This is a genomic window from Thalassospira sp. MBR-102 (genome assembly GCF_040549275.1).
Taxonomy (GTDB): domain Bacteria; phylum Pseudomonadota; class Alphaproteobacteria; order Rhodospirillales; family Thalassospiraceae; genus Thalassospira; species Thalassospira xiamenensis.
In genome coordinates this window covers 438,904-462,990 of record NZ_JBEPTC010000003.1, presented here as the reverse complement: position 1 = coordinate 462,990, position 24,087 = coordinate 438,904, and the positions used below count along the sequence as shown (strand labels likewise).

The window sequence follows — 24,087 nt, the reverse complement described above, 5'->3', positions numbered from 1 at the left end:
GTCATGCCTCCTGCTTTTTAAGCAGCAGCATCGAAAGTACGGTCAATGCCGGGAAGAAAATCACCAGGGTCAGGATTTGGGGATAAAGTTCGGCAAAGCCAAGCGCCTTGGTAAAGACCCCGACACTGATCGACATGAAATGCGATGTCGGCATGATGGTCGAGAGCACGGCGGGCGCCCCTTCAAGCGAGGATATCGGCTGCATCATTCCGGAAAACATGACCGAGGGCACCATCGTCGCAATCGCGGTTCCGAACAGGGCGGCGATCTGGGTCTTGGTAAAGGACGATATCAAAAGCCCCAAACCGGTTGTGGCAAAAACAAACAGGAAGGCCCCGACAATAAGGGTAAGCGGATTTCCCTGCATCGGGACTTCGAACCAGAACAGCGCCATTGCGACCATCAGAACGAAATTGATCAGGCCTAACCCGACATAGGGCAATTGTTTGCCAATCAGGAATTCGATCCGCGTGACCGGCGTGACGTAAAGGTTGGTGATCGATCCCAGTTCCTTTTCACGCACCACGCCGACCGCCATCAGAACGGCGGGAATAAACATCAGCAGCAGCGCAATCACCGATGGCACCATGGCATAGATGCTTTTGAAATCCTGATTATAGCGATAGCGCGTCTCAATGCTTACCGGCAGAGTTTGCGCGGGCAAACCGGTGTTGCGCATGCTGCGTTCGTTCAGATATTTGCTGTGAATGCCTTCGACATAGCCATGGATGGTTTCGGCGCGAAACGGCATGGTGCCATCGATGGTTGCGGCGACTTCGGGGCTGCGTCCGGCTTCAAGGTCGCGGCCAAATCCCGGCGGAATTTCAATCGCCAGCGTGATATCGCCCGACAGCAACCTTTGTTCAAGCTCGTCATTGCTGTTTAACGGCGGCTGTTCGCTGAAATATCGCGACCCTGCAAGGTTTTCAAGATAGGTGCGACTGGTTTCCGTCCTGTCGCGGTCGAGTGCGGCATATGTCAGATTTTCAACGTCAAAGGTAATGCCAAGCCCGAAAACCGGCATCAGAATCGCCGTACCCAGCAAGGCAAACATCAACCGGATCGGATCGCGGATCAGTTCCATGGTTTCGCGCAGTGAATAGGCCCACAAACGGCGCAAACTGAAAATTGATGCCTTGGCCGGTTTCCATTTCATCGCACCGGTTTCATCGTCCCCGTTCATGGCCGATGCATCCGGGGCAGGGGCGTTGTCATCAATGCCGCTGGCTTCTTCCAGATGGCTGATGAAGGCTTCTTCAAGCGTTTCGCAACCGCGTTTCTGCGTAATTTCATGCGGGGTGTCGCTAATCAATACCTTGCCCGCATGCATCAGCGATATGCGATCACAGCGTTCCGCCTCGTTCATGAAATGGGTAGAGATAAAAATCGTCACCCCCTGATCGCGCGAAAGCTCGACCAGTAATTGCCAGAACGCGTCACGTGCCACCGGATCGACGCCCGATGTCGGTTCGTCCAGTATCAGGATTTCCGGGCTGTGAATGATCGCAACCGCAAGCGATAAACGTTGCCGCACGCCAAGCGGCAGGCTTTCAGCCATGTCATCGTGATATTCGCTCAGGCCGAACCGTTCGGAAAGCTCGTCAATCCGCGGCTTAATCCGATCTGACGGCAGATGAAACAGCCGCGCGTGAAGCTCAAGGTTCTGATAGACGCTCAGCTCGGCATAAAGCGAAAAGGCCTGGCTCATATAGCCGACCCGTTTGCGAAGTTCGGTATCCTGCCCATCGACCGGTTTGCCGAAAAGCTCTGCCGTGCCTTCGGTCGCGGGCAAAAGCCCGGTCAGCATCTTCATGGTTGTCGTCTTGCCGCACCCGTTCGAGCCGAGAAACCCGAAAATCTCGCCCTTTTCAATGCGGAAACTGACATTATCGACGGCTGTAAAATCGCCAAACCGCATGGTCAGGCCGTCCGCGACGATGGCTGGAACATCGCCATGTGTGGTGCGCGGCGGAATGACAAGGTCCTTATGGCCCTTGCGTTCTTCTTCGGGCAGCAGCCTTACAAACGCGGTCTCAAGGTTATCGGCCCCGGTGCGCTCCAAAATCTCTTCCGCTGTGCCGCTTGCCAGCACCTTGCCGTCATTCATCGCAATCAGTTGGTCGAAACGGGCGGCTTCATCCATATAGGCGGTTGCGACCAGCACGGTCATGCCGCTTTGGGTTTTGCGGATCTGGTCGATCAGTTCCCAGAACTGTCGACGTGACAGGGGATCGACGCCGGTTGTCGGCTCGTCCAGTATCAATATTTCCGGATCATGGATCAGGGCGCAACACAGGCCAAGCTTCTGCTTCATCCCGCCGGAAAGCTTGCCGGCTGCGCGCTCGGTAAAGGGTTCAAGCCCGGTCGCCTTTACCAGCTTTTCAATCCGGTCATTGCGTTCGCGCGCCGACTGGCCAAACAAACGGCCAAAGAATTCAAGGTTCTCGCGGATCGTCAGGTCCATATAAAGGTTTTTGCCCAGCCCCTGGGGCATATAGGCGATTTTGGGCAGAACGCTGTTTCGGTGGCGCGTGTCGTCCATCGGCCCGCCCAGCGTCTCGACCACGCCATCCTGCAATTTGCGCGCACCCGATATCAGGGCAAGGGCGGTGGATTTACCCACACCATCGGGCCCGATAAAGCCGATGGTCCGACCTGTGGGGATATCAAGGCTGATATCGTCAAGCGCATGAACATGGCCGTATCGGTGGCGGACATGGTCCAGCCGCGCGGCAAGATTTGCGCCATTTGCAGGAGCATTACTCATTCCTGAAGGCTCTGGTTCAGTGTCGCGTCATCGGGAACATTGGGGGTAAAGCGTTCCGGCCAGTTTTTATGATCGGCCAGCATGACATAGGCCTCGCCGGGCAGGCCGGTTTTGACCCGTTTGCTATGTTCTTCAAGCAATTCGCGCGCGATGCGGATTTTTATCCGGAACATCAGCTTGTCGCGTTCGCTTCTGGTTTCGACCTCGCGCGGGGTGAATTGCGCATCATCGGCAACGAATGACACATAGGCCGGGATCACAAAATTCGGTGCGGCATCCAGAACAATGCGCGCCTCGTTGCCGACAAAGGCCAAACCGGCCTGCCGGGTCGGCAGGAAGATCGTCATGTAAACATCGGTGAGATCCAGAACCGTTACCACCGGGTCGCCACCCGCAAGAACTTCGCCGGGTTCGGCAAGGCGATATTGCACCCGCCCGCCGCGCGGTGCCTTAAGCACGGAATCATTGATCTGCACCTGAATGCGGTCAAGTTCGGCCTGGGCGGCTTCGACATTACGTTCGCTGCTTGTCAGGCGCGATTTTGCCGCCGCAAGGGCGGCCTCGGCCACGTCGCGTTCCGATTTGCGCTGATCGACCTGTTCACGCGCGATATTGTTGTTTTTGACAAGCTCGTTGGCGCGTTCAAGCTGTCGCTGCGCGAGGGAAAGCTGGCTTTCTTTCTGAGCGATATCGGCCCTGGCTTCGAAAATGCCTTGTTGCGCACTCGCAACTTCGGCGCGGGCCTTGGCAAGGCTGGCCTGAAGTTCGGCCGTATCCATCCGCGCCAGAACCTGACCGGCTTGCACCACGTCGCCCTCATCGACCAGAACCTCGTCGACCCGGCCGGCATATTTGGTTGCCACCCGGACTTCTTCGGCCTCGATCCGGCCATTGCCGCTGGCGATGAATTCGGGAAGGGTTTCCTGATTTTGCTGCCAGTAATAGTAACCGCCCCCGGCAATCGCGACGATCACGACAAGGATCGCCAAAGGCACGCGCAGTTTGCTCATTCCGCCCTCCAAGACAGGATTGCCGGGTTTGTGGCCACGGATGTGCCATCGGCATATAGGGGTTATCGCAAGCAGGTTATAGCTTTAACGCGATAAAGTCTGGAATGATCCTGACCTGAACGGCAAGGTAAATCTTTGATCTTACGCAATTTAGAAAAGTATCAGGAAGGTCGCGAAAGGTATTGTGATCCAACGCGCTTAGATATCAATATCAGCCCAGATCAGGTGATGATCCGATGCTGCCTGATGTTTCCTGATCAGGTCGGGATAGGTTTCCCAACGCGGCGGGCGTGATCCTGGCCAGATGCCCTTGCGGTAAATGCCGCCCTTGGTGACGCGGTCAAACAGGGCAGGCGATAACAAAAGATAATCGATTTTATCATCATCATTGCCAAGGCCATGCGTGCCGGTCCCGCGGTCGCCATTCCCGGCATTGAATTCGAACTCGGTAAAGCTCGGGTGGGCCGACACATCCCGAAGGGCCGTACCATGCAGCAACGGATCAAGTTCGGGACTGTCGGGGGTATCGTTAAGATCGCCCAGAACCACGATATTTTCGAACCCCTCGGCGATCAGACGATTGTAATAGGCGGCAACCGCCAATGATTGCGCCAGTCGCTTGGCGCGGCTTGCCGGGTCATTGCCGCCATATTTGCTTTTGAAATGGTTGGGCAGGACCATGATCTGCGCGCCCGATGGTGTGATGATTTCATATTCCGGGCAATCGCGGCTGAAAATCGGGGCTCCGTCGGGTTTCAGGTCATCGACGTGGCTGCGCATTTCGCCAATCGGGTAACCTTCGTGGGTAGCAAGGCCGACATCAATGCCGCGCCCGTCATTGCCATCAATGATCATCATATGGCGATAGGGCACCGGCAAAACGCCCTTTTCGCGCATGAAATCCTGAAACGCCAACAATACCGGGCGGCTTTCGATCTCGACCAGTGCCAGAACATCCGCCCCGATATCGCCGATCATGCGTGCGGTGTTTAACATTGCCGCTTCGTCTACCGACCCCATGCGAAGTTCACACCAGCCAACCCAATCATCGCGGCCATCGGCCTTGATATAGGGCTGTTTTGGCGGGCGCGGGCGTGAAATCAGCTGGCCACGGATTTTGCGAATGCGGGTAAAGGGGCCTTCGTCGCCGCGCAACATGCCCAGTTTTGTTATCAACGTTAACATCTGTGCCTTGTCGGCATCGCTGTAAACCAGCTTTTCAAACAGCTTGTTCAGTTCTGCATGGGCATCCAGCACATCGCGATGGGCTTCGGGGTTTTCATCGTTAAAGACTTTTGCCCGGTCAAACAGGTTTTCGACGTTAAACGCAGCAATCCGCATGACGTGCCCCGATGCTCATGTCGCCGTGGCGTGGTGAAGGATGAAATTCTACCACAGGTATTATGCGGGCATGGTGTCAAATATGAAGTGTCATGTTTGTGACGATATCGGGAAGGACGGGCGATTTAGTCCCCATATGGGGATGTTTTGAAATCCCGACCCGCCATAGGGTCCGGCATGTAACGGGCGATCGGTTGTGTGAAGCACTGCGGGATCGCGTCCTGCTTCATCGGGAAGGCTTTGCAAATATGAACAACGTTAACCCCTTCAAACCGACCGTCGTTTTTGTCGATGATGACGAAAATCTGCTGCGTGGCGTTGCGCGGGCCCTGGGGCAGCGTTACAACGTGGTTTCCTTCTCCGATCCGGTCGAGGCTCTTTCATGGCTGCGCGATAATCATCGAAAAGTTGACGTGATTGTTTCGGATCTGGCCATGCCGGGCTTTTCCGGCATGCGGTTGTTACGCGAAATGGTCAGTATTGCGCCGAATATCCCGCGTGTTCTGCTATCGGGGCATCTTGATAATTCTGCAATGAACAAGGCCATCAACACGGCTTTTGTATCGTGCATATTATCCAAGCCCGCATCGATTGAACTGATCCGCAAATCCATCGAACAGGCGCTGAGTTCGCGGGCGATTGATCTGGCCGGGACCCTGATTACACCGGGGCTGGTCATGCGGGCGATCAAAAATAACGGTTATTCGATTGTCTTTCAGCCGCGCATCGAGACAAAGACCGGCCTGGCCTGCGGGTTTGAAGTCCTGATCCGTTTTCCGAACCTTCAGAAACGTTTCCTTCTTGAGGAAATCATTCTGGCCTGCGAAGGGCATCCGGCCATCAACCTGCTGACCACAGCGGTGATGAATGAAGTGCGCAGGCAGGCCAAGGATATCCGGTCCCGGTTCGATTTTTCGCCGACCGTCTCGATCAACTGTTCGCCCTATTCCATTCGCAATAATTGCTTTCTCGAAGAAATCCTTCATTTCCGAAGCGATATGCTGCTTCGCGATATCAGGATCGAAGTCGAAATCACCGAACATAGCGACATCGTCAAAGACCCGGCATTTCTTGCCAATGCCAAAATGCTTAAAAACCGGGGTGTTGCGATTTACATTGATGACTTCGGCTCGGGCAGCAATTCGGTGGAGCTTCTGGAAACCGGTGTTTTCGCCGGGGTCAAGATTGATCGCGAATTCATCGCAACAGCAAACGGGGATTGTCTCAAATCATCATTTGCGGCGTGGGTTGTGAAAGCTTCGCATGATCTGGGCCTGCGCGTTGTTGCCGAAGGTGTCGAAGACGCCAATGTTGCGCAAAGGATGCAGGCGCTTGGGGTTGAAGAAATGCAGGGCTTCTTTTTCGCAAGGCCGGCAGCGCTTGATAAAATACCGACCGGTGCTTTTGCCCTTTGCTGAAAGCTGTTTTACCTTTGAACGGCTAAGCCTGATTCTTACATCTCCAGATCAAATACAATCAGCCCGGAAATCTCGCCATCGGCGGCTTTGACCAGTTCGGCACCCAGCGCCTGATGTGTCGGATGCGCAAGATAGGCATCGCGCGCCCTGGCATCGTCAAAATCGATGCAGAAACCGTGCGTGAAACCCTGTTCGAGTTTTTCCGGGCTGACCGATACGCCGCCATCAAATCCGCGCATCCCTGCGATCTGGTTGCCAAGTTCTGCCAGTGCATCAAACAGGCTGGTGATCGCCGCCTCGTCAATACCGGGTTTGAATTTGATCAGGACGATATGACGGATCATGGCGGGGCCTTTCACTTGGCGACGGGGACGCTTGATTGAACCGGTATATCGCGTTGGGTGTCAATAGAGGGGATCAGGCTATTATGCGTAATGGCATAATGGCTTATCCAAAAGTTTTGGTTGAAATAATGTGACATACCGCACTTCCGTAAATTTTTCCTCTTGAAATATAGTATCAAATACATACTTTAGGATAGGTTTGGTTGCGTGGTATTAGGTGTTTTTCCCTTGCGCAGTCGTAATCGGGTGAAAAGGGGATAGGTGATATGGCTTTCAGTATTTTCGGGAACAATGGATCTTCACAAGGACAGCAGATCTATGAAGCCCTTGGCAGATCGATGGCGGTGATCGAATTTTCGCTGGATGGCAAAATCCTGACGGCCAATGCCAATTTCCTTTCGACGATGGGTTATGAGCTTGGCGATATCGTCGGCAAGCACCATGCGATTTTCGTCACTGCCGATTACGCAAAAAGCCCGGAATACAAGCAGTTCTGGAAAACCCTTTCGGATGGAAAATTCGTAGCCGATGCATTTCAACGTGTGCGCAAGGACGGGGATATAGTCTGGCTTGAAGCCACCTATAACCCGATCCTGAATGCGGCAGGAAAGCCGGTAAAGGTCATCAAGTTTGCGACCGATATCACCGCACGTCGCAAGGAACGGGCGCTTAACGACGGCGTTCTGACCGCGATTGACCGATCCCAGGCGATGATCGAATTTGATCTGACGGGCAAAATCCTTAAGGCCAATGCGAACTTCCTGAAAACCATGGGCTATTCCGAAGGGGAGGTTGTCGGCAAGCATCACAGCATGTTTGTCGCCCCGGGCTATGCCCAATCAACCGAGTATAAGGATTTCTGGGCCAGCTTGCGCCGGGGTGATGTGCAGGCCGCACAGTTCAAGCGGATTGCAAAAGGCGGCAGGGAAGTCTGGCTTGAGGCGACCTATAACCCGATTTTTGATCAGAATGGCAAACCTGAACGGGTGATCAAGCTCGCTACCGATATTACCGAGCAGGTGCAGCTTCTGATCGACCTGAAAGCGATGATTGACAACAATTTCACCGAAATTGACAGCAATATCGCAAGTCTTGACGAGGCCGCCCTGAGCGGCACATCCGCCGCGGCGCAAAGCTCCAACTCGGTCCAGACCGTTGCCGCCAGTGCAGAGGAACTTTCCGCCTCGATCGCGGAAATCTCGCGCAGCATGGCGCAAAGCCGCGATGAAACCGAACGTGCGTTCTCGCAAACCGTCAACGCCAACCAGTCGACCCAGAAAATGGCCGATGTGGTTGCTGCGATGACCGGTATTGTTGAAGTCATTCAGGGCATTGCCGGGCAGATCAACCTGCTGGCATTGAACGCGACGATTGAATCGGCGCGCGCGGGCGAGGCTGGCAAAGGCTTTGCCGTCGTCGCCAACGAGGTCAAAAATCTCGCCAATCAGGCTGCCAAGGCCACCGATCAGATTTCGGCCGAAATCAGCGGTGTGCAGGAAATTTCAAACGAGGTTGTCAACTCGCTTGAAACCATTCGTGGTTCCATCGAAACCGCGCGCGATAGCGTGACCAATATTTCGTCCTCGGTCGAGGAACAGAGTGCAGTGACCGAAAGCGTGTCGCAAAACATGCAGACAATGGCCGTATCGGTCGATGAGCTTGTCCGGCGGCTTGACGAAATCCGCACGATTTCAAGCGGGGTTGGCGGATCGGTCAAACGTACCCGCGAAGCTGCCGAAGTTCTGACGCGCTAGGTCCGACGATATCCGATACGATAAAAGCCCGGTTGGTAAGAGATCAGCCGGGCTTTTGTCTTTTTTGGCGGGGCGAAGAAGGGGCGGTTAGCGGCCCGACAATGCCCCCTCAATCGATTTGGCGATGATCGACAGGCCAAGGTCGAGCTCCGCGTCGCTGATCGTCAGCGGCGGGGCGATGCGGAATACACCGCCCATGCCGGGCAGCTTGACGATATTCATGCTAAGCCCGTTTTTGAACGCCTCGGTCGCAATCGCGGCCCCCAGATCATGATCGGGTTCCCGGAACTGGCCGTCCGCGCCACGTTTGACGATCTCCACACCCAGCATAAGCCCCCGCCCGCGCACATCGCCGACGCAATCATACCGGTCTTTGAGCCTTGATAATCCATCAAACAGCTTCTGACCCGATGTCCGGGCGCGGTCGACCAGTTTCTCGTCGCGCACCACGTCAAGCACCGTCACACCGACCGCAGCGGGCAGGGGATCGGACACATGGGTGGTGTAAAACAGGAAACCCTTTTCATGGGCGGCATCCTCGATTTCAGCCGTGGTCATGACAGCCGCCAGTGGCAGGCCAGCACCGATGGTTTTGGACAGGGTCATGATATCGGGTGTCACGCCATCGCGTTCAAAGGCGAACATATCGCCGGTGCGGCCCACGCCCGTCTGGGCCTCGTCCAGAATAAGCAACATGCCGCGTTCAACGCATTTCTGCTTAAGGGCGGCCAGATATCCCTTGGGCAACGGCAACATGCCACCCGATGACAGGATCGGCTCGGCAATAAAGGCGGCAAGATTGCCGGTCGACTGGCTGTCGACCAGATTGAAGGCGTCATCAAGCTCTGTCTGCCAATCAAGCGACCCGTCGGCATGTTTGAAACGCGGGCGAAAGGCATTGGGCGCGGGAATGGCGAATGATCCGGCGGCCGCCGGGCCATATCCCTTGCGCCCGGCACTATAGGTTGCCGATGCGGCAACGCCGGTCATCCCGTGCCAGCTTTTGGAAAAGGCGACGATTTCATGCTTGCCGGTGACAAGCTTTGCCATGCGGATCGCGGCCTCGTTGGACTCTGCCCCGGTGGAGAGCAACAAAACCCGATCCAGCCCCGGTGCCAGTTCCGCCAGACGTTCGGCCAATGTCACCACCGGGCGGGACAGCATGCCGCTAAACAGATGGGCGACTTTTTCGACCTGGCTTTGCACGGTTTCGACGATCTTCGGATGGCCGTGACCCAGAAGGGCGCTCATCTGACCGGATGTGAAATCCAGTATGGGGCGGTCATCGGCGTCATAAACGAACGATCCTTTGGCGCGTTCGATGATGGCGGGTTCAAACGTGCTGCCATAGCGGATCAGGTGTTTTTTGGCGGCATCCCAGAATTTCGGATCGGCGTTGTGCGACATGATGGGCTCCCTGAAAGCGTGTGTCTTTTGGCTGATCCTCATCGTATCTGCTGGCGCGCCACCCGTAAAATTGATAGTTATGGCATTCTGGTATTGGAAAAATTGATATAGTGCTAGTGCGACGATGCAGACCCTGCTTGATCTCAAACTGCTTGCGACATTCGTGCGCGCCGCGCATTCCGGCACGCTCAGTGCCACGGCCATTCAGGTGGGCCGAACCCAGTCAACCGTGACAATGCAGATCCAGCGGCTTGAAGAAACGCTGGGCCAAAGCCTGTTTCACCGAAGCGGCAGCGGCGTCAGCCTGACCGGGGCGGGGGAACGGTTTCTGGGCTATGCCGAACGGATCTTGCGCCTGCATGACGAGGCGGTTTCGGCCTTTTCCGACAAGGGTTTGCATGGCTCGATGGTGTTTGGCTGTCCCGAGGATTACCTGATCACGTTTTTCCCGGCTTTGCTCAAAAGCTTTGGCACCATCCACCCGGATGTCGAGATCAAGGTGGTATCGGCCCCAAGCCCGGAATTGACCCGCCTGCTGCATGCCAGCCAGATCGATATGGCCATTACCTCGACCCCGGAAATCCATGACCGGCAAAAGATCGTGCGTACCGAACAGCTTGCCTGGGTCGGAAGCAAACCGACGCTGGAGCTTCACGATTTCCCCGATGGCGCCATTCCGCTTGCGATGCCAGCCTCAAACGCCATGGATCATAAGGCGGCCTGTGATGCGATGGATGAGGCGGGGCTACGCTATAAAATATCCTATGCCAGCAACAGCCTGACCGGCCTGATCGCGGTGGCACGGTCTGGCCTTGCGATCAGTGTCATGATGCAAAAAGCCGTCCCGGCGGACCTTTACATCCTCAAATCCCCGATGCCCGCCTTGCCGCAATTGGGTTTGCAGGTCGTGACGTCAAGCACTGCGCGTAGCCCTGCAATTAGTGCGTTTGGAGATCATATCCGGAACTTGTTGCCATTTTTGTGAGAGACCCTGTTGGCATGCTTATCGGTATCGTCCTTGTCTTAAGATAATCAAATGATATATAGATGGTGTCTCATTTGATTTTTATGGAGGGTCCGATGCCTTCTGCTGTTGCGGATATCAAGGCCACCAATGATAGCGGTGCGACCTTCTGGAAGGCGGTCGGTATTCCCGCACGTGGGCCGGAGCTGCATGAAGCGTTGCAGCAGGGTATTCCTTACGCGACCTATGGCAAGCTGGCGTCTGCTGCCGGGTTGGATCGCAAGGAACTGGCAAAATATGTCGTTATTCCGATGGCGACCCTGCAACGCCGGGCGAAACTTGGCCGGTTCAAGGTTGATGAAAGCGACAAGCTGTATCGCTTTGCCGAAGTGCTGAGTGCGGCCACCGATTTGTTTGAAGGTGACCGGGATCAGGCGCGCGACTGGCTTTTGAGCCCTGTTCATGGGCTTGGCGGGGCGCGTCCGGCGGAAATGATTGCGACATCGGCGGGGACCGATGCTGTGCTTGATCTGATCGGGCGGCTGGAACATGGTGTCTTTGCATGAGTGGCATTGCGGCCTATCGTCTGGTCAAGCAGAAATGGAAATCATCTGCCTTTGATGGCGAAGGGGCGCGGCTTTATGGCGGGCGCTGGAACAGCCGGGGAAAATCGGCGATTTATCTGGCCGGATCGCAGTCGCTTGCGATGCTTGAAATCATGGTCCATCTGAACGATTACCGGCTGCTTTCAAGCTATGCGATGTTTGAACTGCGCATTCCTGCCGCCGAAATTGCCGACTTGCCACAAGATCGCATCCCGCCCGACTGGCGCGCCGAACCGGCCCCGCCATCGACCGCCGAAATCGGCGATGCGTGGCTTGATGAGGGGGCCGGTCTGGCGCTTGCCGTGCCCAGCGTTGTGATTCCGGGGGAGCGGAATTATCTGCTGAACCCGAAACACCCGTTATTTTCCAGCATGGTCAAAAACGCGACCGAACTTGATTTCACGCCAGATCCGCGACTATAGCAAACTGGGCGAGTACGGTTTCTCAGACCAACTCCGCCAAATACTCCACCGGGTGCTTCGGCTTCGCCCCTTCAAAGCGCGCAACCTGACAGCGGCAGGAATAGCCAGTGACGAGCATGTTATCCAGGCCCGTCGCATCGACTTTCTTTTTCCAGCTTTGGTCATAAAGCGCGCGGGATGTTTCCTGATGGCGGGTTTCGTGGCCATAAACGCCGGCCATGCCGCAACATCCGGTTTTCTCGGTCGCGAGTTTGATGCCAAAGGCCTCGAAAATCTTTTGCCATTTGACGCCCACATCGGGGATCGAAGTTTTTTCCGTGCAATGCGGGAAGAGCGTTGCCGGGGCCGCAACCCCTGCATTCCCAATGCTTGCGGGCAGGGTAAGGCGGCTTTCCATGATCTCGGCGGCCAGCCATTCATGGAATAGATGCACGCGGTAATCCGGGCGGTCTGAGCCAAGGCGCTGGGCGTATTCCTGCCGATAGGTGAGCGTCACGCTGGCCTCTATCCCGATCAGGGGGACGCCGGTTTTCGCCAGTCGGCCATAGACGATATCGTTTTGCCGCGCCTGATAATCAAAGCGTTTGAGGAAGCCCTTCACATGCAAGGCCTTGCCATTCGGGCGATAGGGCGGCACGAAAACGCGGTAGCCGAGCTTCTGCAGAAGGTCGATATGGGCGGTGAAAACATCGATGTCATAGTGGCTGGTGAAGCAATCCTGCAAAAGCACCACGGATTTGGCGCGATCCGCATCGGAAAGGGCCTCAAGCTCAGCCAGTTTGAACGGGCCGATGCCGCGTTTGCGCAGGGCCGAACGCACGCTTTGGCGGCTGAGTTTCGGCAAATCGGTCAGGCCGATCAGGCTTTTGAAAATCCATGGCATCGGCGGGATGGATTGCAAGCTATTGAAAAGCAACGGGGCCTTTGCCATCAGCGGCGCGATGCTTTCAAGCTGCGCAATCACATAGTCCTTCACCGGCCGTTTGTAGCGGGTGTGATAGGCCTCAAGGAACCGTGATTTCATTTCCGGGATATCGACCTTGACCGGGCATTGCCCCGCACAGGCCTTGCACGACAGGCAACCGGCCATGGCATCGTAAACATCGTGCGAGAAATCGCGCGCATTGATCACGGCAAGATCCTGATTGCGCGGGTCGGTACCGACCGAAAGCTGCCGGATCCATTCACGGACCAGTCCCGCCCGGCCCTTGGGCGAATGAACGCGGTCGCGCGTGACCTTGTAGGACGGGCACATCGCATCCATCAGGTCCCAGTTAAAGCAGGCCCCGTTGCCGTTACACCGCGTCGCATTGAGGTATTCATCGCGCAGCCTGTCTTCGATCTGGCGGTCAAGCTGACCACGCATCGGGGCCGCGTCAATCGCGGTGATCGCGGTGTTTTTCGAATAGGGGGATGCGATCTTGCCGGGGTTTAATTGTCCTTCCGGATCAAAGGCTTCCTTGATGCGCTTGAGCACATCATAAAGCTCCGGCCCGAAATAGGTTGGGGAATATTCGCCGCGGAAACCCTTGCCATGTTCGCCCCAGATCAGGCCGTTATATTTTTTGGTCAGGTCAACGACCCTGTCCGACACACGGCGCAGGCGCGCTTCGTCCTGCTCGTCACACATGTCAAGCAGCGGGCGGACATGCAGACAGCCGACATCGACATGGCCAAACATGCCGTAATCAAGCCCCTCCGCATCCAGTAAAGCCCTGAATTCCGCGATAAAATCGGCAAGGTTTTCCGGCGGAACGGCGGTATCCTCGACAAAGGGGGTCGCGCGGCGTTTGCCTTCAAGATTGCCAAGCAATCCAACGGATTTCGCCCGGATTGACCAGATGGCGGCGATCTGCGTCGGATCGGTGGCCTGCACAAAGCCGATGGGGGCGTGATCGGCATCCGGATTGGCATCAAGATGGGTGCGAAGTTCCGCCTGTTTGGCCGCGACGTCTTCGGGGGTTTCGCCAACAAATTCAACGACATTGAAGCCGCGTGTGGGCACGGTGCTATCCTCGGTCCCGAGCAGTTTACCCAGCAGGTGCCAGCTTTCATCCTGCTTTGCCAGTTCCATGACCTTGTCATCGATGCTTTCGATGGCGACCGGATCAAACTGCACAAGGGTGCCGACATGGCGCAGCGCACTGTCAAAGCTGTCATAGCGCACCACCGTGACCGCCTTGTGCTTTGGCAGCGGAATGACGCGCAGCGTGATTTCCTTGACCATGCCAAGGCTGCCCTCGGCCCCGGCGATCAGGAAACTTAAATTCATATCCCCTTGATCCGAAACGGCTTCCTTGAGGTTATAGCCCGTAAGACCGCGGTTCATTTCCGGGAAAATCGCGTTGATCTGATCCCGACGCGGCATGATTTCATCATGGATTTTGCGGTAAAGCCGACCGGTGCGGTCGTCACGCGCCATGATCTCGCGGGCGTCCGCGGCACTCATTGCGTGGGTGCGGAAATCGGTGCCGTCGATCAGGACCGTGGTCATGTCATTGATATAATGGCTTGTTTTGCCGTAAATCCGCGATCCCTTGCCGGAGCTATCGGACCCGATCATGCCACCGGTGGTCGCCCGGCTGGCAGTGGATACGGCGGGCGGGAAGAAGAAACCATGCGGTTTGAGCCAGGCATTGAGCTGATCAAGCACCACGCCGGGCTCGACATGAACCAGCCCCTTCTCGGCATCAAAACCCAGTATGTTATTGAGATACTTGGATGTATCAAAGGTGATGGTGTTGTTGAGCGACTGGCCATTGGTGCCGGTGCCACCACCCCGCGGGGTGATTTTGACCTCGCTGAATTCCTCGCGCCCGGCCAGTTCCATCACCACATTGATATCATTGCGGTTTCTGGGCTGCAGGACGGCAGTTGGCATCACCTGATAGACGCTGTTATCCGTGGCGTTGATCAGGCGGGACGGGAAATCGGCATGGATTTCACCGGCAAATTTGCCTTCTTTTTCAAGGGTTTTGAGGAAACCAAGTGTCAGACTGTCAAGCGAGCGGTCCGGGGTCAGGACCGGCAGGCGGTTGAGCCGGGAAAAGCTGCGGCGGGCAGGTGTTGATTTGGCGGTCGGGGCGGGCGCGGTCATGATGTCTCTCTGGGCTTTTTTGCGGCGCGGGCGGCGTTATTTTCCCCATTTGACAGGAGGCCGATTAAATAGACAAATTTAAAATTCCGAACGATTATTCATTTTTAGTGAATAATCCGATTTTTCAACCCGGTCGGTGGCCCTATGCCGAACGTGCCGAGGGGGCAAAAAAGGGCTCCGGCGTCGGTTTTGTTAAAGTCGTATTATATGATTATAATGAATTTTGTATAAATTATACTATCTCTTTGGCGCGCAAATGGTCCCGATCCATCAGGAAAACGGCGGTATTCATGGCTTTGAGGCACCGCCGGTGCGGGAAATTATAAAAGTCTTATCATATGATTTTTGTTGATGCTGTTTGAGCCTCATTTCCGCCCCGGTATTCGCCTGGGTCACGCCACCGCCGGTTCCGGCGTATCGGCCCGCACCGATTCATCATGCATCAGCGACAGGATGGTCTTTTTGTAATGCATGAATTCGGACGAAGTCAGGGCATCGATGCTGCGCGGGCGGGGAATGTCGATGACAAGCGACTGTTTGATTTTGCCGGGACGCGCGGTCATGACATGGACCTCGTCGCCAAGGAAGATCGCCTCGTCAATGTCATGGGTGATGAACAGCACGGTTTTGCGGCGGCTTTGCCAGACATCAAGCAGCAGTTCCTGCATCAGCTGGCGGGTCTGGCTATCGAGCGCGCCAAAGGGTTCATCCATCAGAAGAATGCGCGGATCATTGGCAAGCGCACGGGCCAGTGCCACACGCTGGCGCATCCCGCCCGAAAGTTCCTTGGGGTATGATCCCTCGAACCCGGTCAGGTGAACCGCCCGGATCAGATCATCGGCAATGTCTTCGCATTCGGATTTCGGCAGTTTTTTAAGCTGCGGCCCGAACATGATGTTTTCGCGCACGGTCAGCCACGGAAACAGGGTGTAGCTTTGAAACACCATACCCCGGTCGGCCGACGGCCCGGCAATCGGCTGGCCATCAAGCGCCATCGTGCCCGACGTCGGGACCTCCAGCCCCGCCACCAGTCGCAACAGCGTTGATTTGCCACATCCCGACGGGCCGACAATCACCGAAAACGTATCATGGGCAACCGAAAGTGACACATCATCAAGGGCCAGAACCGGCGGCTTTCCCTTGGGCTCGAAACGGACCGTGATATCGGAAAGGGTGAGCATGCTCATGATGTTATCCTTGATATGTTCGGGAAGCGGGCACCCGGTTGCACGGGTCAGGGTAAAGGGGGGCTATCGCGTCGACCTTGCAGGAGGCAGCGTATGGATGCCGACGGAGGTTTGGGGTTTGCGGACTGGGTCGCCGGGCGGAGGTCGTCGCGCCAGCCATGCAAGCGGCAGCGTAGAGCTGGCGGCCAAGGTTTGGACCTTGAGGGATTGCTGGCGTTGTCGTTCCTGCCCGTGCCGTCACCGCGTGGGGCGTTGGAGCGGTGTGTGGGGCAGCGTATATCCAGAGCGGATTCGTTGTGCGGGCCTTGCGGGAGGCAGCGTAGAACGGGCGGCCGAGGTTTGGGCGTTGCGGGTTCGGTCGCCGGGGTGGGAGTGCTGCCTTCGCCCTGCAATCAGCAGCATAGATCCGGGCCGGGTTTGTTGTGCGGGCCTTGCAGGAGGCAGCGTATAGCTCTTGGTCAAGGCTTGGGCGTTGCCGTGCTGCGGGTGGTTGCATATGCCGTTTTGGGGGCATCTGCTGTGCGCGTTGCTGCTTGTGCTTCTGATGGGGCATGTCACGGTGCATGTGAGCGTATCCGTCTTGCATGGCCTTAGAAATCCGCAGACCAGGGCAGGAGCTTTTTGCGCAGGACCTTGAAGATGAAATCGGTGATCAGGCCCAATATGCCGATGGTGAAGACACCCAGCAGGATGACGTCGGTAAACAGGCCGCGCATGGCGTTCAGGATCATATAGCCAAGGCCGGTATCGGCGGCGACGAGTTCGGCGACCACCAGATAGGTCCAGGCCCAGCCCATGGTAACGCGCAGGTTATCCATCACGCCGGGCATGCAGGCCGGCACCAGAATGCGAAGGGCCACCTGTTTGCGGTTGGCACCGAGCGTATAGGCGCAGTCAATCAGGTCCTTGGACACACGGGCCGAGACATCGGAAATCAGGATGAGCTGCTGAAAGAAGGTACCGAGGAAAATCACCATGATTTTCTGTTCGATGCCGATCCCGACCCAGAGGATCAGAAGCGGGATCAGGGCCGATACCGGGATATAGCGCATGAAGCCGGTCAGCGGTTCGACCAGCGCCTGCACGGCCCGGAAGCTTCCCATCAGGATGCCGATCGGAACGGCGAAGATGGAGGCGAGGATAAAGCCCGAGAGAATGACCGAAAGGCTGGCCCCGATATGATGAAACAGCGAGAGGTTGCCAATGCGCTTGATCGCGGCTTCGATCACTTCATGCGGGGCGGCAAGGAAGTCTTTTGGCGTGATGCCGCCATAGGTGAGCAAACACCATAGACCGAGAACGAGGGTAACCGAACAGAGCGACAATCCGATAAAGGCGGATTTCGGTATTTCGGTCTTGGGCGAAAACAGCGATCTGGTCCACATGGTGCTTGCTCTTTTATGGTCGTCGTAAGGTGGCGATGTGACGGAAAGGAAGGGCGGCTTATTTCACGATGTCAGCGGCAATCAGGCTTGCCGGTTCGGCATCAATGGTAAACAGGCCGCCTTCTTCGCCAAGGGTCTTGGCATTTTTGATCGTGCCGAGAATGCCGCCTTCGTTGGTCGGGTCCATGAAGGTCTTGTTCATCGCATCGTCATAGAAAACGATACCGGCACGGGTTTCGGCAAACACCGCCGGGTCTTCAAGCCAGCCGCCAACACCCTTGGCCATGATTTCATCGGCTTCTTCGACATTGTCCTTCTGCCATGCAATCGCCTTGGACCATGCCCGATACAGGCCTTCCATTGCCGGGCAGTTCTTTTCAAGCATGTCATTGGTGGTGACCATGATGTCGGTGATCAGGCCCGGGGTCTTGGTGCTGTCGACCAGAACATGCCCATGATCGGTATCCTTGCCGCGCGTCAGCCACGGTTCCCACGTCACGGCGGCATCGACCTTCTGCGCGACAAAGGCCGCACCGGCATCACCGGCCGACATGTTAAGCGCGTTAACATCCGAAAGCTTCATCCCGGCGTCTTTCAGAAGGACGCTCAGGAAAAACTGCGAGACCGAGCCCTCGGTAAAGGCGATGGATTTGCCCTTGAGGTCGGCAATGGTTTTGATGTCCTTGCCCGCGACAATGCCGTCGCCGCCGCGTGAATCATCAAGCGCGAACAGATAGGATAACGGGTGTTCGGGGCTGTAGAAGGCCAGCACCGTATCAATGGTGGTGACGGCAACGTCAATCCGGCCGGCGGCCAGGGCCGGCATGCGGGTTTTGACGTCTTCCATCACGACCAGATCGACATCAAGGCCTTCTTCTTCAAAGAAACCCTTGTCACGTGCGATGTAAAGCGGGCCGTAGCCGACCCATGTGGAATGGGCGATGGTAAGTTCCTGATTGGCCGATGCCGGGGCCGACAGGCCCAAAACCGTACCAAGGGCGATGGCCGACAGGCACAGTCCTTTGAACAGATGTTTCATTTCAAGTCTCCGCTGTGAAGTTCACTGATGATGTTTTTATGGATGGGGGCTTTGGCCCCCTTTATGGACGTCATTTATGGGCGTCATTTATTGTTGGGGTTGCGTGTAGCTGGTGACGTGGCCAGAACACAAAGCAGTTCAAACATGATCGAAATGCCAAGCCATGCGGTACCGCCCGACGGATCAAAGGGCGGGGAAACCTCCACCAGATCGGCCCCGATCAGGTTAAGGCCATCCAGCGCACGCACCATGCGCTGTGCCTCCCGGCTGGTGAAGCCGCCGATTTCGGGGGTGCCGGTGCCCGGCGCAAAGGCGGGATCGATGCTGTCGATGTCAAAGCTGACATAGGTGGGCTTGTTGCCGACGATCTCGCGGGCTTCGGCCATCACGGCATCAATGCCGCGATCCTCGACTTCTTCCATGCGGATGATGCGCACCCCTTGGGCAAGGCCCCATTCGACATCCTCGCCATCATACATGGTGCCGCGAATGCCGATCTGAACGACGCGTTTGGGATCAAGATAGCCGTCCTCAATCGCCCGGCGGAAGGGCGTTCCGTGGGTATAGCGGTAGCCGTTGAAATAGCTGTCAAACAGGTCGGTATGGGCATCGAAATGCACCATGCCAAGCGGCTGATCCGCCCCCAGAGCCTTTAAGATCGGATAGGACACCAGATGATCACCGCCCGCCGAAAGCGGGGCGATGTTTTTGGCCTTAAGCGCGCCGATGAACGCGCAGACCTTATCGAGCGTATCCATGATATCGGCCGGGTTGACCGGGCTATCGCCCAGATCGGCGACATTGCGCACGGCAAAGGGATTTAACCCCGTTACCGGATGGCGCGGGCGGATCATGGTCGACAGGTCGCGCAACTGGCGCGGGCCGTGACGCGGACCGGGGCGGTTGGTGGTGCCGCCATCCCATGGCACGCCCAGAATGGCGATATCGACCTGTTCAAGGGCGGTGTCGGAAAGCCCCAGCAGCGGCAGGCGCATGAAGGTCGGCACACCGGCAAAACGCGGGATTTCCATGGCCGAGGGTGGCTCGAACGTTTTGACCACTGGACCGATATGGGGCTTTGCGGTGGGGATGGTGTCGCTTGGCATGTTTTTTCTCCGTGACGCGATTGCATTCACGTTGCCACAGCGTAACGTGTCCAATAATATCGAACTTCAAGAGTAAACGTCGGAAGTTTCCAACCTATCATGGCAGCCACTGTTCCGCCGTTAAGCGATGTTGATCTGCGGCAATTGCGGATTTTTCGCGCCATTGTCGAAAGCAACGGCTTTAGTGCCGCGCAGGAACAGCTTGGCCTGTCGCGGTCGACCATCAGTGCGCAGATGTCGGCCCTTGAAACGCGGCTGGGCGTTTCGCTGTGTCGGCGCGGACGGTCCGGCTTTGCCTTAACCGAACATGGGCAGAAGATTTATAACGAGGCGATCAAGCTTTTTGCCGCCGAGGATAGTTTCAGGGCCGAGGTCGGCGCGATCCGTGGCAGCCTTGTCGGGGAATTGCGGGTTGGTGTTGTTGATGCGGTGGTGGAAAACCCCAATTGCGCGCTTGATCTGGCACTGGCGGCGTTTAATGAACGCGCACCCGATGTGCATGTCACCCTTCTGATCGTGTCGCCCAACCAGATTGAAAATGCGTTGCTTAGCCGGCAGATGGAAGTGGCGATTGTGCCCAACCAGCCGATGAACAGTGCGGTGCAGATGCAGCAACTGTTTTACGAGGAACAGCGGCTTTATTGCGGCATGCGCCACCCGCTTTTTGAGCGCGATACCGCGAAAATGCCGATGGAAGACGTGGCGGAGCTTACCTTTGCCAGGCGCGGCTATTCGGTGGCAACGGCGTTTCAATCGCTTTTCAAACATCCGCCGAGTGCGACGGCCTATGATATGGAGGGGCTGGCGCACCTTATTTTAAGCGGCCGGTTCGTCAGCTTCCTTCCGACCCATTTCGCCGCCCGGTGGGAAGAACGCGGGGAGATGAAGGCGCTTCGCCCCGATTTCCTCAGCTTCAAGATCGGCATGTGCATGGCGCATTTCCCCAATACCGTGCTGTCGCGCATGGCACGCGAGTTTTGCGATTGCCTGAGGGCGGTGCATCCGGTTTATGGCGGGGCGAAGAAGCGGGCGGGGTAGGTGGCGGTTTCTTCGGTTTTGCTGCCTCTTTTCGTTACTCCCGCCCACCATGAGCACGGGCGATACCCCCCCCATTTCCGCCCCTCCCGCGCAGGCGGGAGTCCATCGGGCTGCGGGCTCGGTGGCGATTTTGGTCGATGCGGCACAAAGGACTGGATTCCCGCCTGCGCGGGAATGACCGGGGTGGTGGGATTGACCGTGCCGCGCTTTACAGGCGGAACCGGTTGCGCAGGCCAAGGCCGATCAGGAACAGGAAGATGAAACTGAGCGCCCCTTGGGTGATCATGAGGGCGTCGATGCATGAGCTAGGATCGGTCGTGTCGTATAGGGCTTTTAGGGCACCTGTACGTAATTCGCGCGATTGCGGCAGGAAGGGCAGGCTGTTGCTGGCCGAGAGCAGGGCAGCTTGCGCCCAATCCGCCCAGCCATCGGTTGCGAGCTTTGGTAGCTGCTTGGCTTTGTAGGCATACATGCTTAGGGCAAAGATGACGCCAAGCCAGAAAGAAGGTCGCAATATGCTCTGGCCGTAATTGCTGAAAAAGCTAAACGCCATGTCGAGAACCGAGCCAAACCACGAGGTTTCGATCCAGCGTTTCGCCCGGTTTTCGTCGGCGGAAAAGCGCAGGGCGGCCTGATGGTCCTTGTTGGTTTCGGCGATTTCCTTGAGGCGGCGTAGGCGTGCGCCGTCTTGTGGGTCTTCTGCGACTTGCGAGAGTTTTATGGGCCAGCAGTGGCGTTTCCAAAGGCGACGCAATTTGTTGAAGTGTCTCAGGTTTATCCATTTTTTTCGGGCAAACTTGTATGCAAGTCGCGAAATGGTGCCTATTTCCGAAACAGCCTTCACTCGCAATTGATCAGATCGACGACCGGGTTTTTGCCAACCACGCCTTAGCTTGACGGTTAGCGCGCTGAGGTCAACCTGATGCGTATAGCGGGTGGCGCGAAGATCCGGGATGATCGACAGGTCGCAGCGAAGAGTCAGAGGGCCCTCAAAAGATGCGCTGTGCAGATTGAAGGATTTCAAGTTAGTTGCAGAGGGGGGAAGATCGAAAACAGCCCGGCCTTTGATGGATAATCCTTCTGCCTCAATGTGGCTGGTTCCTATATTTTTTGGGTTAAAGCTGAGGTTTTTGATCTTAGCTTGGCGGAAACTTAATTCTACATCGCCAAAAGTCGTATTCAAGAAGTCTAAGTTACCCTTGTCGAGAGTGATGTATGAGAAGTTCACCTCACCCCCGCCAAAAATGGCATTCGAGAAGTCTAAGGAGCCGCCATCAAAAGTGGCTTTAGAGAAGTCTACGGAGCCGTTGCCGAAAGTAGTTCCAGAGAAGTTCAAGGTACTATTCCTTAAACCAAAGTCAGAGAAGGATAGATCTCCTTTGGAGTCTCGCTCGTGTGAGAAATCGACACCTGCAAAACTTATATTGCCTAGATTGAGGTGGTCCCACATCAACCAAGCCTCTCGCCCCTCGCGCCATTTTTTGAGAGCTTCTTCGCCTTCCAGCGTTGGTCTTTTCGGCTTGGCTTCTTCCATCATATCCCTGAATTCATTCTCTGTTTTGTGCGGGTGTGATTGCGCGTCAGAATGCCCTTTAAAGTAGCGCTTGGCGATATAAAAACGGGAGTGGCGGGAGAGGTTTATGGTGGGCAAGCTCATCCCTGTCCGTCATTCCGGGCGAAGACCCGGAATCCATCTCGCCACGGGCACGGTTTTTGAAATGACCGGATGAAGTGGATGCGGCACCAAGGACTGGATTCCCGCGGGCGCGGGAATGACAGGGTGTGGGTGGTTTGATGCGGCGGGGTCGTGGTGTTCCCGGTGGGGCCGGGGGCGCGTGGGGTGGGCTTTTGAGGCGGTTTGTCGCGGGATGAGCGGGCGCATGCAGGAATAGCTGCACAATCGGCGCGTTACCCGTTAGTGTTGCAGTCCGGTCAATCAGTTAGCGGATGAAACATGCTGTCTTCCATCAGTTTGCGCCATATGCGGGTTTTTGTGGCAGTCGCCGATCATGGCACTTTTACCGCCGCGGCGGAGGTTTTGGGGCTGACGCCGTCGGGGCTGACGGCGACGATCCGGCAGTTCGAGGATGTGGCGGGAACGCCGCTTTTTGATCGCACGACGCGACAGGTGACGTTAAGCGCCACGGGCGCGCGGTTTTTACCCACGGCGCGTCGGTTGATCAGCGAGTTTGAAGAGGCGCTTGGCGATCTTGATGCGCTGTCCAAGGGGATTGGCGGGACGATCCGCATTGCGGCTGCCCCCTCGGTCCTGACGCGCATTCTGCCCGGCGTGATCAGCCGGTTTGTCGATGAACATCCCGATGCACGGCTTCGCCTGGATGAGCTGAACGCGGGCGAGGTGCATGAGGCGGTGGCCCGCAACGAGGCGGATTTCGGCATTGCCGGGGAATGGCATGCCCTGCCTGATATTGCGTTCAGCCCGTTATTTTCCGACCGGTTCGGGGTGCTGTGTCGCCCGACCCATGCCTTTGCCAGACGCAGCGCGATTGCGTGGTCGGAACTGGCCGATCAGGCCTTTGTCGGGCTGGGCCCGGAATCGGGCACGCGCGCGATGATGGCGGCACCGGGAAGCTGGGCCGGTGGTGCTGGTGGTGCCGGTGGTACTGGTGGGGGTGGCGCGGGAGAGGTGCCGGTGGACCCGGCGGAGGTCGCGGCCTCCGACGTGCTGAAGCGCGCCGCCGCCCTTGGCCTGCCCGAGGCGCAAATGGCCCTGCGCCGGGCGAATGCCAGCGAACGGGCGATTGAGCGGGTGGCGAAAATGGCGAAACCCCGCCAATCGGATGGGGGTCAGAACGGCAACGGCGGCGGGGCCAAGGACGGGCCGGGCAGTACGATGATCGACCCGGTCGCGCAATTGCGCCCGATTGTCGAAACATCCAATACGCTGACACTGGCCGCGATGGTGGCCGAAGGGGTGGGGATCACGGTGCTGCCGGAACTGGCCGCCCGCGTCGCCGACCTTGCAGCACCGGGAAAACTGGCCTTCGTGCCGCTGTGCGAACCCGTCCGCAAACGCCCGATTGGCATCATCACGCGGCAAAGCAGAAGCCTGTCACCGATTGCGCGGATCTTCCTTGCGATGGTGATCGAACAGGCGCCCAAAATGGATTTGCCTGCGGCGATTGAGTGGGGGTAGGTTAGTTACTGATTTTTAGATTCCGCAAACGTTTAGACTGCTGGAT

The 24,087-nt window shown here is 56.8% G+C and carries 18 protein-coding genes; 7 read left to right on the top strand and 11 right to left on the bottom strand.

From position 1 onward, the window contains the following. Position 1 precedes the first annotated feature (1 nt). From rbbA to ABIE64_RS08710, 3 genes are all read right to left on the bottom strand, one after another. On the bottom strand, positions 2 to 2,767 hold the full coding sequence (rbbA, locus tag ABIE64_RS08720; RefSeq protein ID WP_354377165.1) for a ribosome-associated ATPase/putative transporter RbbA: 2,766 nt from the start codon (positions 2,765 to 2,767) through the stop codon (positions 2 to 4). Next, the gene (locus ABIE64_RS08715) at positions 2,764 to 3,777 is read right to left on the bottom strand and encodes an HlyD family secretion protein (RefSeq protein ID WP_354377164.1); all 1,014 of its coding nucleotides are present in this window, start codon (positions 3,775 to 3,777) and stop codon (positions 2,764 to 2,766) included. Before ABIE64_RS08715 ends, rbbA begins: the two co-directional genes overlap by 4 nt. A 198-nt stretch (positions 3,778 to 3,975) precedes the next feature. Beyond that, positions 3,976 to 5,118: an endonuclease/exonuclease/phosphatase family protein gene (locus tag ABIE64_RS08710; protein ID WP_071239741.1), complete on the bottom strand. Its 1,143-nt coding sequence runs from the start codon at positions 5,116 to 5,118 to the stop codon at positions 3,976 to 3,978. Between the two features lie 248 nt (positions 5,119 to 5,366). Between ABIE64_RS08710 and ABIE64_RS08705 the strand changes: the two genes are divergently transcribed. After that, the gene (locus tag ABIE64_RS08705; protein WP_341363750.1) at positions 5,367 to 6,536 is read left to right on the top strand and encodes an EAL domain-containing response regulator; all 1,170 of its coding nucleotides are present in this window, start codon (positions 5,367 to 5,369) and stop codon (positions 6,534 to 6,536) included. Between the two features lie 35 nt (positions 6,537 to 6,571). Here the strand turns inward: ABIE64_RS08705 and ABIE64_RS08700 are convergent, their stop codons facing one another. Beyond that, on the bottom strand, positions 6,572 to 6,880 hold the full coding sequence (locus ABIE64_RS08700) for a Dabb family protein (protein WP_354377163.1): 309 nt from the start codon (positions 6,878 to 6,880) through the stop codon (positions 6,572 to 6,574). 266 nt (positions 6,881 to 7,146) lie between these two features. On the opposite strand from ABIE64_RS08700, the gene ABIE64_RS08695 reads away from it, so the two are divergent. Beyond that, on the top strand, positions 7,147 to 8,634 hold the full coding sequence (locus ABIE64_RS08695; RefSeq protein ID WP_354377162.1) for a methyl-accepting chemotaxis protein: 1,488 nt from the start codon (positions 7,147 to 7,149) through the stop codon (positions 8,632 to 8,634). Positions 8,635 to 8,721: 87 nt separating this feature from the next. Here the strand turns inward: ABIE64_RS08695 and ABIE64_RS08690 are convergent, their stop codons facing one another. Further along, positions 8,722 to 10,041, bottom strand: a complete 1,320-nt coding sequence (locus ABIE64_RS08690) for an aspartate aminotransferase family protein (protein WP_354377161.1) — start codon at positions 10,039 to 10,041, stop codon at positions 8,722 to 8,724. 124 nt (positions 10,042 to 10,165) lie between these two features. On the opposite strand from ABIE64_RS08690, the gene ABIE64_RS08685 reads away from it, so the two are divergent. From ABIE64_RS08685 to ABIE64_RS08675, 3 genes are all read left to right on the top strand, one after another. Beyond that, the gene (locus ABIE64_RS08685) at positions 10,166 to 11,026 is read left to right on the top strand and encodes a LysR family transcriptional regulator (protein WP_354377160.1); all 861 of its coding nucleotides are present in this window, start codon (positions 10,166 to 10,168) and stop codon (positions 11,024 to 11,026) included. 95 nt (positions 11,027 to 11,121) lie between these two features. Then, positions 11,122 to 11,571: an Xre family toxin-antitoxin system antitoxin gene (locus tag ABIE64_RS08680; protein WP_354377159.1), complete on the top strand. Its 450-nt coding sequence runs from the start codon at positions 11,122 to 11,124 to the stop codon at positions 11,569 to 11,571. After that, positions 11,568 to 12,032 (top strand): RES family NAD+ phosphorylase, encoded by a 465-nt coding sequence (locus ABIE64_RS08675; RefSeq protein WP_071239747.1) that lies wholly within the window; start codon positions 11,568 to 11,570, stop codon positions 12,030 to 12,032. Before ABIE64_RS08680 ends, ABIE64_RS08675 begins: the two co-directional genes overlap by 4 nt. A 22-nt stretch (positions 12,033 to 12,054) precedes the next feature. On the opposite strand, the gene ABIE64_RS08670 is transcribed toward ABIE64_RS08675, so the two are convergent. The 5 genes from ABIE64_RS08670 to speB form a co-directional block, all read right to left on the bottom strand. Continuing rightward, a complete protein-coding gene (locus ABIE64_RS08670; RefSeq protein WP_354377158.1) occupies positions 12,055 to 15,129 on the bottom strand; it encodes an FAD-binding and (Fe-S)-binding domain-containing protein in 3,075 nt (1,024 codons plus the stop codon). Positions 15,130 to 15,521: 392 nt separating this feature from the next. Further along, positions 15,522 to 16,316 carry an ABC transporter ATP-binding protein gene (locus ABIE64_RS08665; RefSeq protein ID WP_354377157.1) on the bottom strand — a complete coding sequence of 265 codons (795 nt, stop codon included), beginning with the start codon at positions 16,314 to 16,316 and terminating at the stop codon, positions 15,522 to 15,524. Positions 16,317 to 16,906: 590 nt separating this feature from the next. Then, on the bottom strand, positions 16,907 to 17,701 hold the full coding sequence (locus tag ABIE64_RS08660; protein ID WP_354377156.1) for an ABC transporter permease: 795 nt from the start codon (positions 17,699 to 17,701) through the stop codon (positions 16,907 to 16,909). A 58-nt stretch (positions 17,702 to 17,759) separates the two neighbouring features. After that, positions 17,760 to 18,740, bottom strand: a complete 981-nt coding sequence (locus tag ABIE64_RS08655) for an ABC transporter substrate-binding protein (protein ID WP_354377155.1) — start codon at positions 18,738 to 18,740, stop codon at positions 17,760 to 17,762. Positions 18,741 to 18,823: 83 nt separating this feature from the next. Further along, positions 18,824 to 19,846, bottom strand: coding sequence for an agmatinase (gene speB / locus ABIE64_RS08650; protein WP_354377154.1), 1,023 nt, complete (start codon positions 19,844 to 19,846; stop codon positions 18,824 to 18,826). A 99-nt stretch (positions 19,847 to 19,945) separates the two neighbouring features. Here speB and ABIE64_RS08645 point away from each other — a divergent pair, with 99 nt between their 5' ends. Further along, positions 19,946 to 20,884, top strand: coding sequence for a LysR family transcriptional regulator (locus ABIE64_RS08645; protein WP_085646234.1), 939 nt, complete (start codon positions 19,946 to 19,948; stop codon positions 20,882 to 20,884). A gap of 208 nt (positions 20,885 to 21,092) precedes the next feature. Here ABIE64_RS08645 and ABIE64_RS08640 read toward each other — a convergent pair whose 3' ends face one another. After that, positions 21,093 to 22,541 (bottom strand): pentapeptide repeat-containing protein, encoded by a 1,449-nt coding sequence (locus ABIE64_RS08640; RefSeq protein WP_354377153.1) that lies wholly within the window; start codon positions 22,539 to 22,541, stop codon positions 21,093 to 21,095. Positions 22,542 to 22,838: 297 nt separating this feature from the next. Here ABIE64_RS08640 and ABIE64_RS08635 point away from each other — a divergent pair, with 297 nt between their 5' ends. Further along, positions 22,839 to 24,041, top strand: coding sequence for a LysR family transcriptional regulator (locus ABIE64_RS08635; protein ID WP_354377152.1), 1,203 nt, complete (start codon positions 22,839 to 22,841; stop codon positions 24,039 to 24,041). Positions 24,042 to 24,087 lie beyond the last annotated feature (46 nt).

Coding starts and splice junctions, on each gene's coding strand:
- ABIE64_RS08705 (WP_341363750.1), top strand. CDS start 5,367: ATGAACAACGTTAACCCCTTCAAACCGACCGTCGTTTTTGTCGATGAT.
- ABIE64_RS08680 (WP_354377159.1), top strand. CDS start 11,122: ATGCCTTCTGCTGTTGCGGATATCAAGGCCACCAATGATAGCGGTGCG.
- ABIE64_RS08645 (WP_085646234.1), top strand. CDS start 19,946: ATGGCAGCCACTGTTCCGCCGTTAAGCGATGTTGATCTGCGGCAATTG.
- rbbA (WP_354377165.1), bottom strand. CDS start 2,767: ATGAGTAATGCTCCTGCAAATGGCGCAAATCTTGCCGCGCGGCTGGAC.
- ABIE64_RS08700 (WP_354377163.1), bottom strand. CDS start 6,880: ATGATCCGTCATATCGTCCTGATCAAATTCAAACCCGGTATTGACGAG.
- ABIE64_RS08670 (WP_354377158.1), bottom strand. CDS start 15,129: ATGACCGCGCCCGCCCCGACCGCCAAATCAACACCTGCCCGCCGCAGC.
- ABIE64_RS08675 (WP_071239747.1), top strand. CDS start 11,568: ATGAGTGGCATTGCGGCCTATCGTCTGGTCAAGCAGAAATGGAAATCA.
- speB (WP_354377154.1), bottom strand. CDS start 19,846: ATGCCAAGCGACACCATCCCCACCGCAAAGCCCCATATCGGTCCAGTG.
- ABIE64_RS08710 (WP_071239741.1), bottom strand. CDS start 5,118: ATGCGGATTGCTGCGTTTAACGTCGAAAACCTGTTTGACCGGGCAAAA.
- ABIE64_RS08660 (WP_354377156.1), bottom strand. CDS start 17,701: ATGTGGACCAGATCGCTGTTTTCGCCCAAGACCGAAATACCGAAATCC.
- ABIE64_RS08640 (WP_354377153.1), bottom strand. CDS start 22,541: ATGAGCTTGCCCACCATAAACCTCTCCCGCCACTCCCGTTTTTATATC.
- ABIE64_RS08685 (WP_354377160.1), top strand. CDS start 10,166: ATGCAGACCCTGCTTGATCTCAAACTGCTTGCGACATTCGTGCGCGCC.
- ABIE64_RS08690 (WP_354377161.1), bottom strand. CDS start 10,041: ATGTCGCACAACGCCGATCCGAAATTCTGGGATGCCGCCAAAAAACAC.
- ABIE64_RS08695 (WP_354377162.1), top strand. CDS start 7,147: ATGGCTTTCAGTATTTTCGGGAACAATGGATCTTCACAAGGACAGCAG.
- ABIE64_RS08665 (WP_354377157.1), bottom strand. CDS start 16,316: ATGAGCATGCTCACCCTTTCCGATATCACGGTCCGTTTCGAGCCCAAG.
- ABIE64_RS08655 (WP_354377155.1), bottom strand. CDS start 18,740: ATGAAACATCTGTTCAAAGGACTGTGCCTGTCGGCCATCGCCCTTGGT.
- ABIE64_RS08715 (WP_354377164.1), bottom strand. CDS start 3,777: ATGAGCAAACTGCGCGTGCCTTTGGCGATCCTTGTCGTGATCGTCGCG.
- ABIE64_RS08635 (WP_354377152.1), top strand. CDS start 22,839: ATGCTGTCTTCCATCAGTTTGCGCCATATGCGGGTTTTTGTGGCAGTC.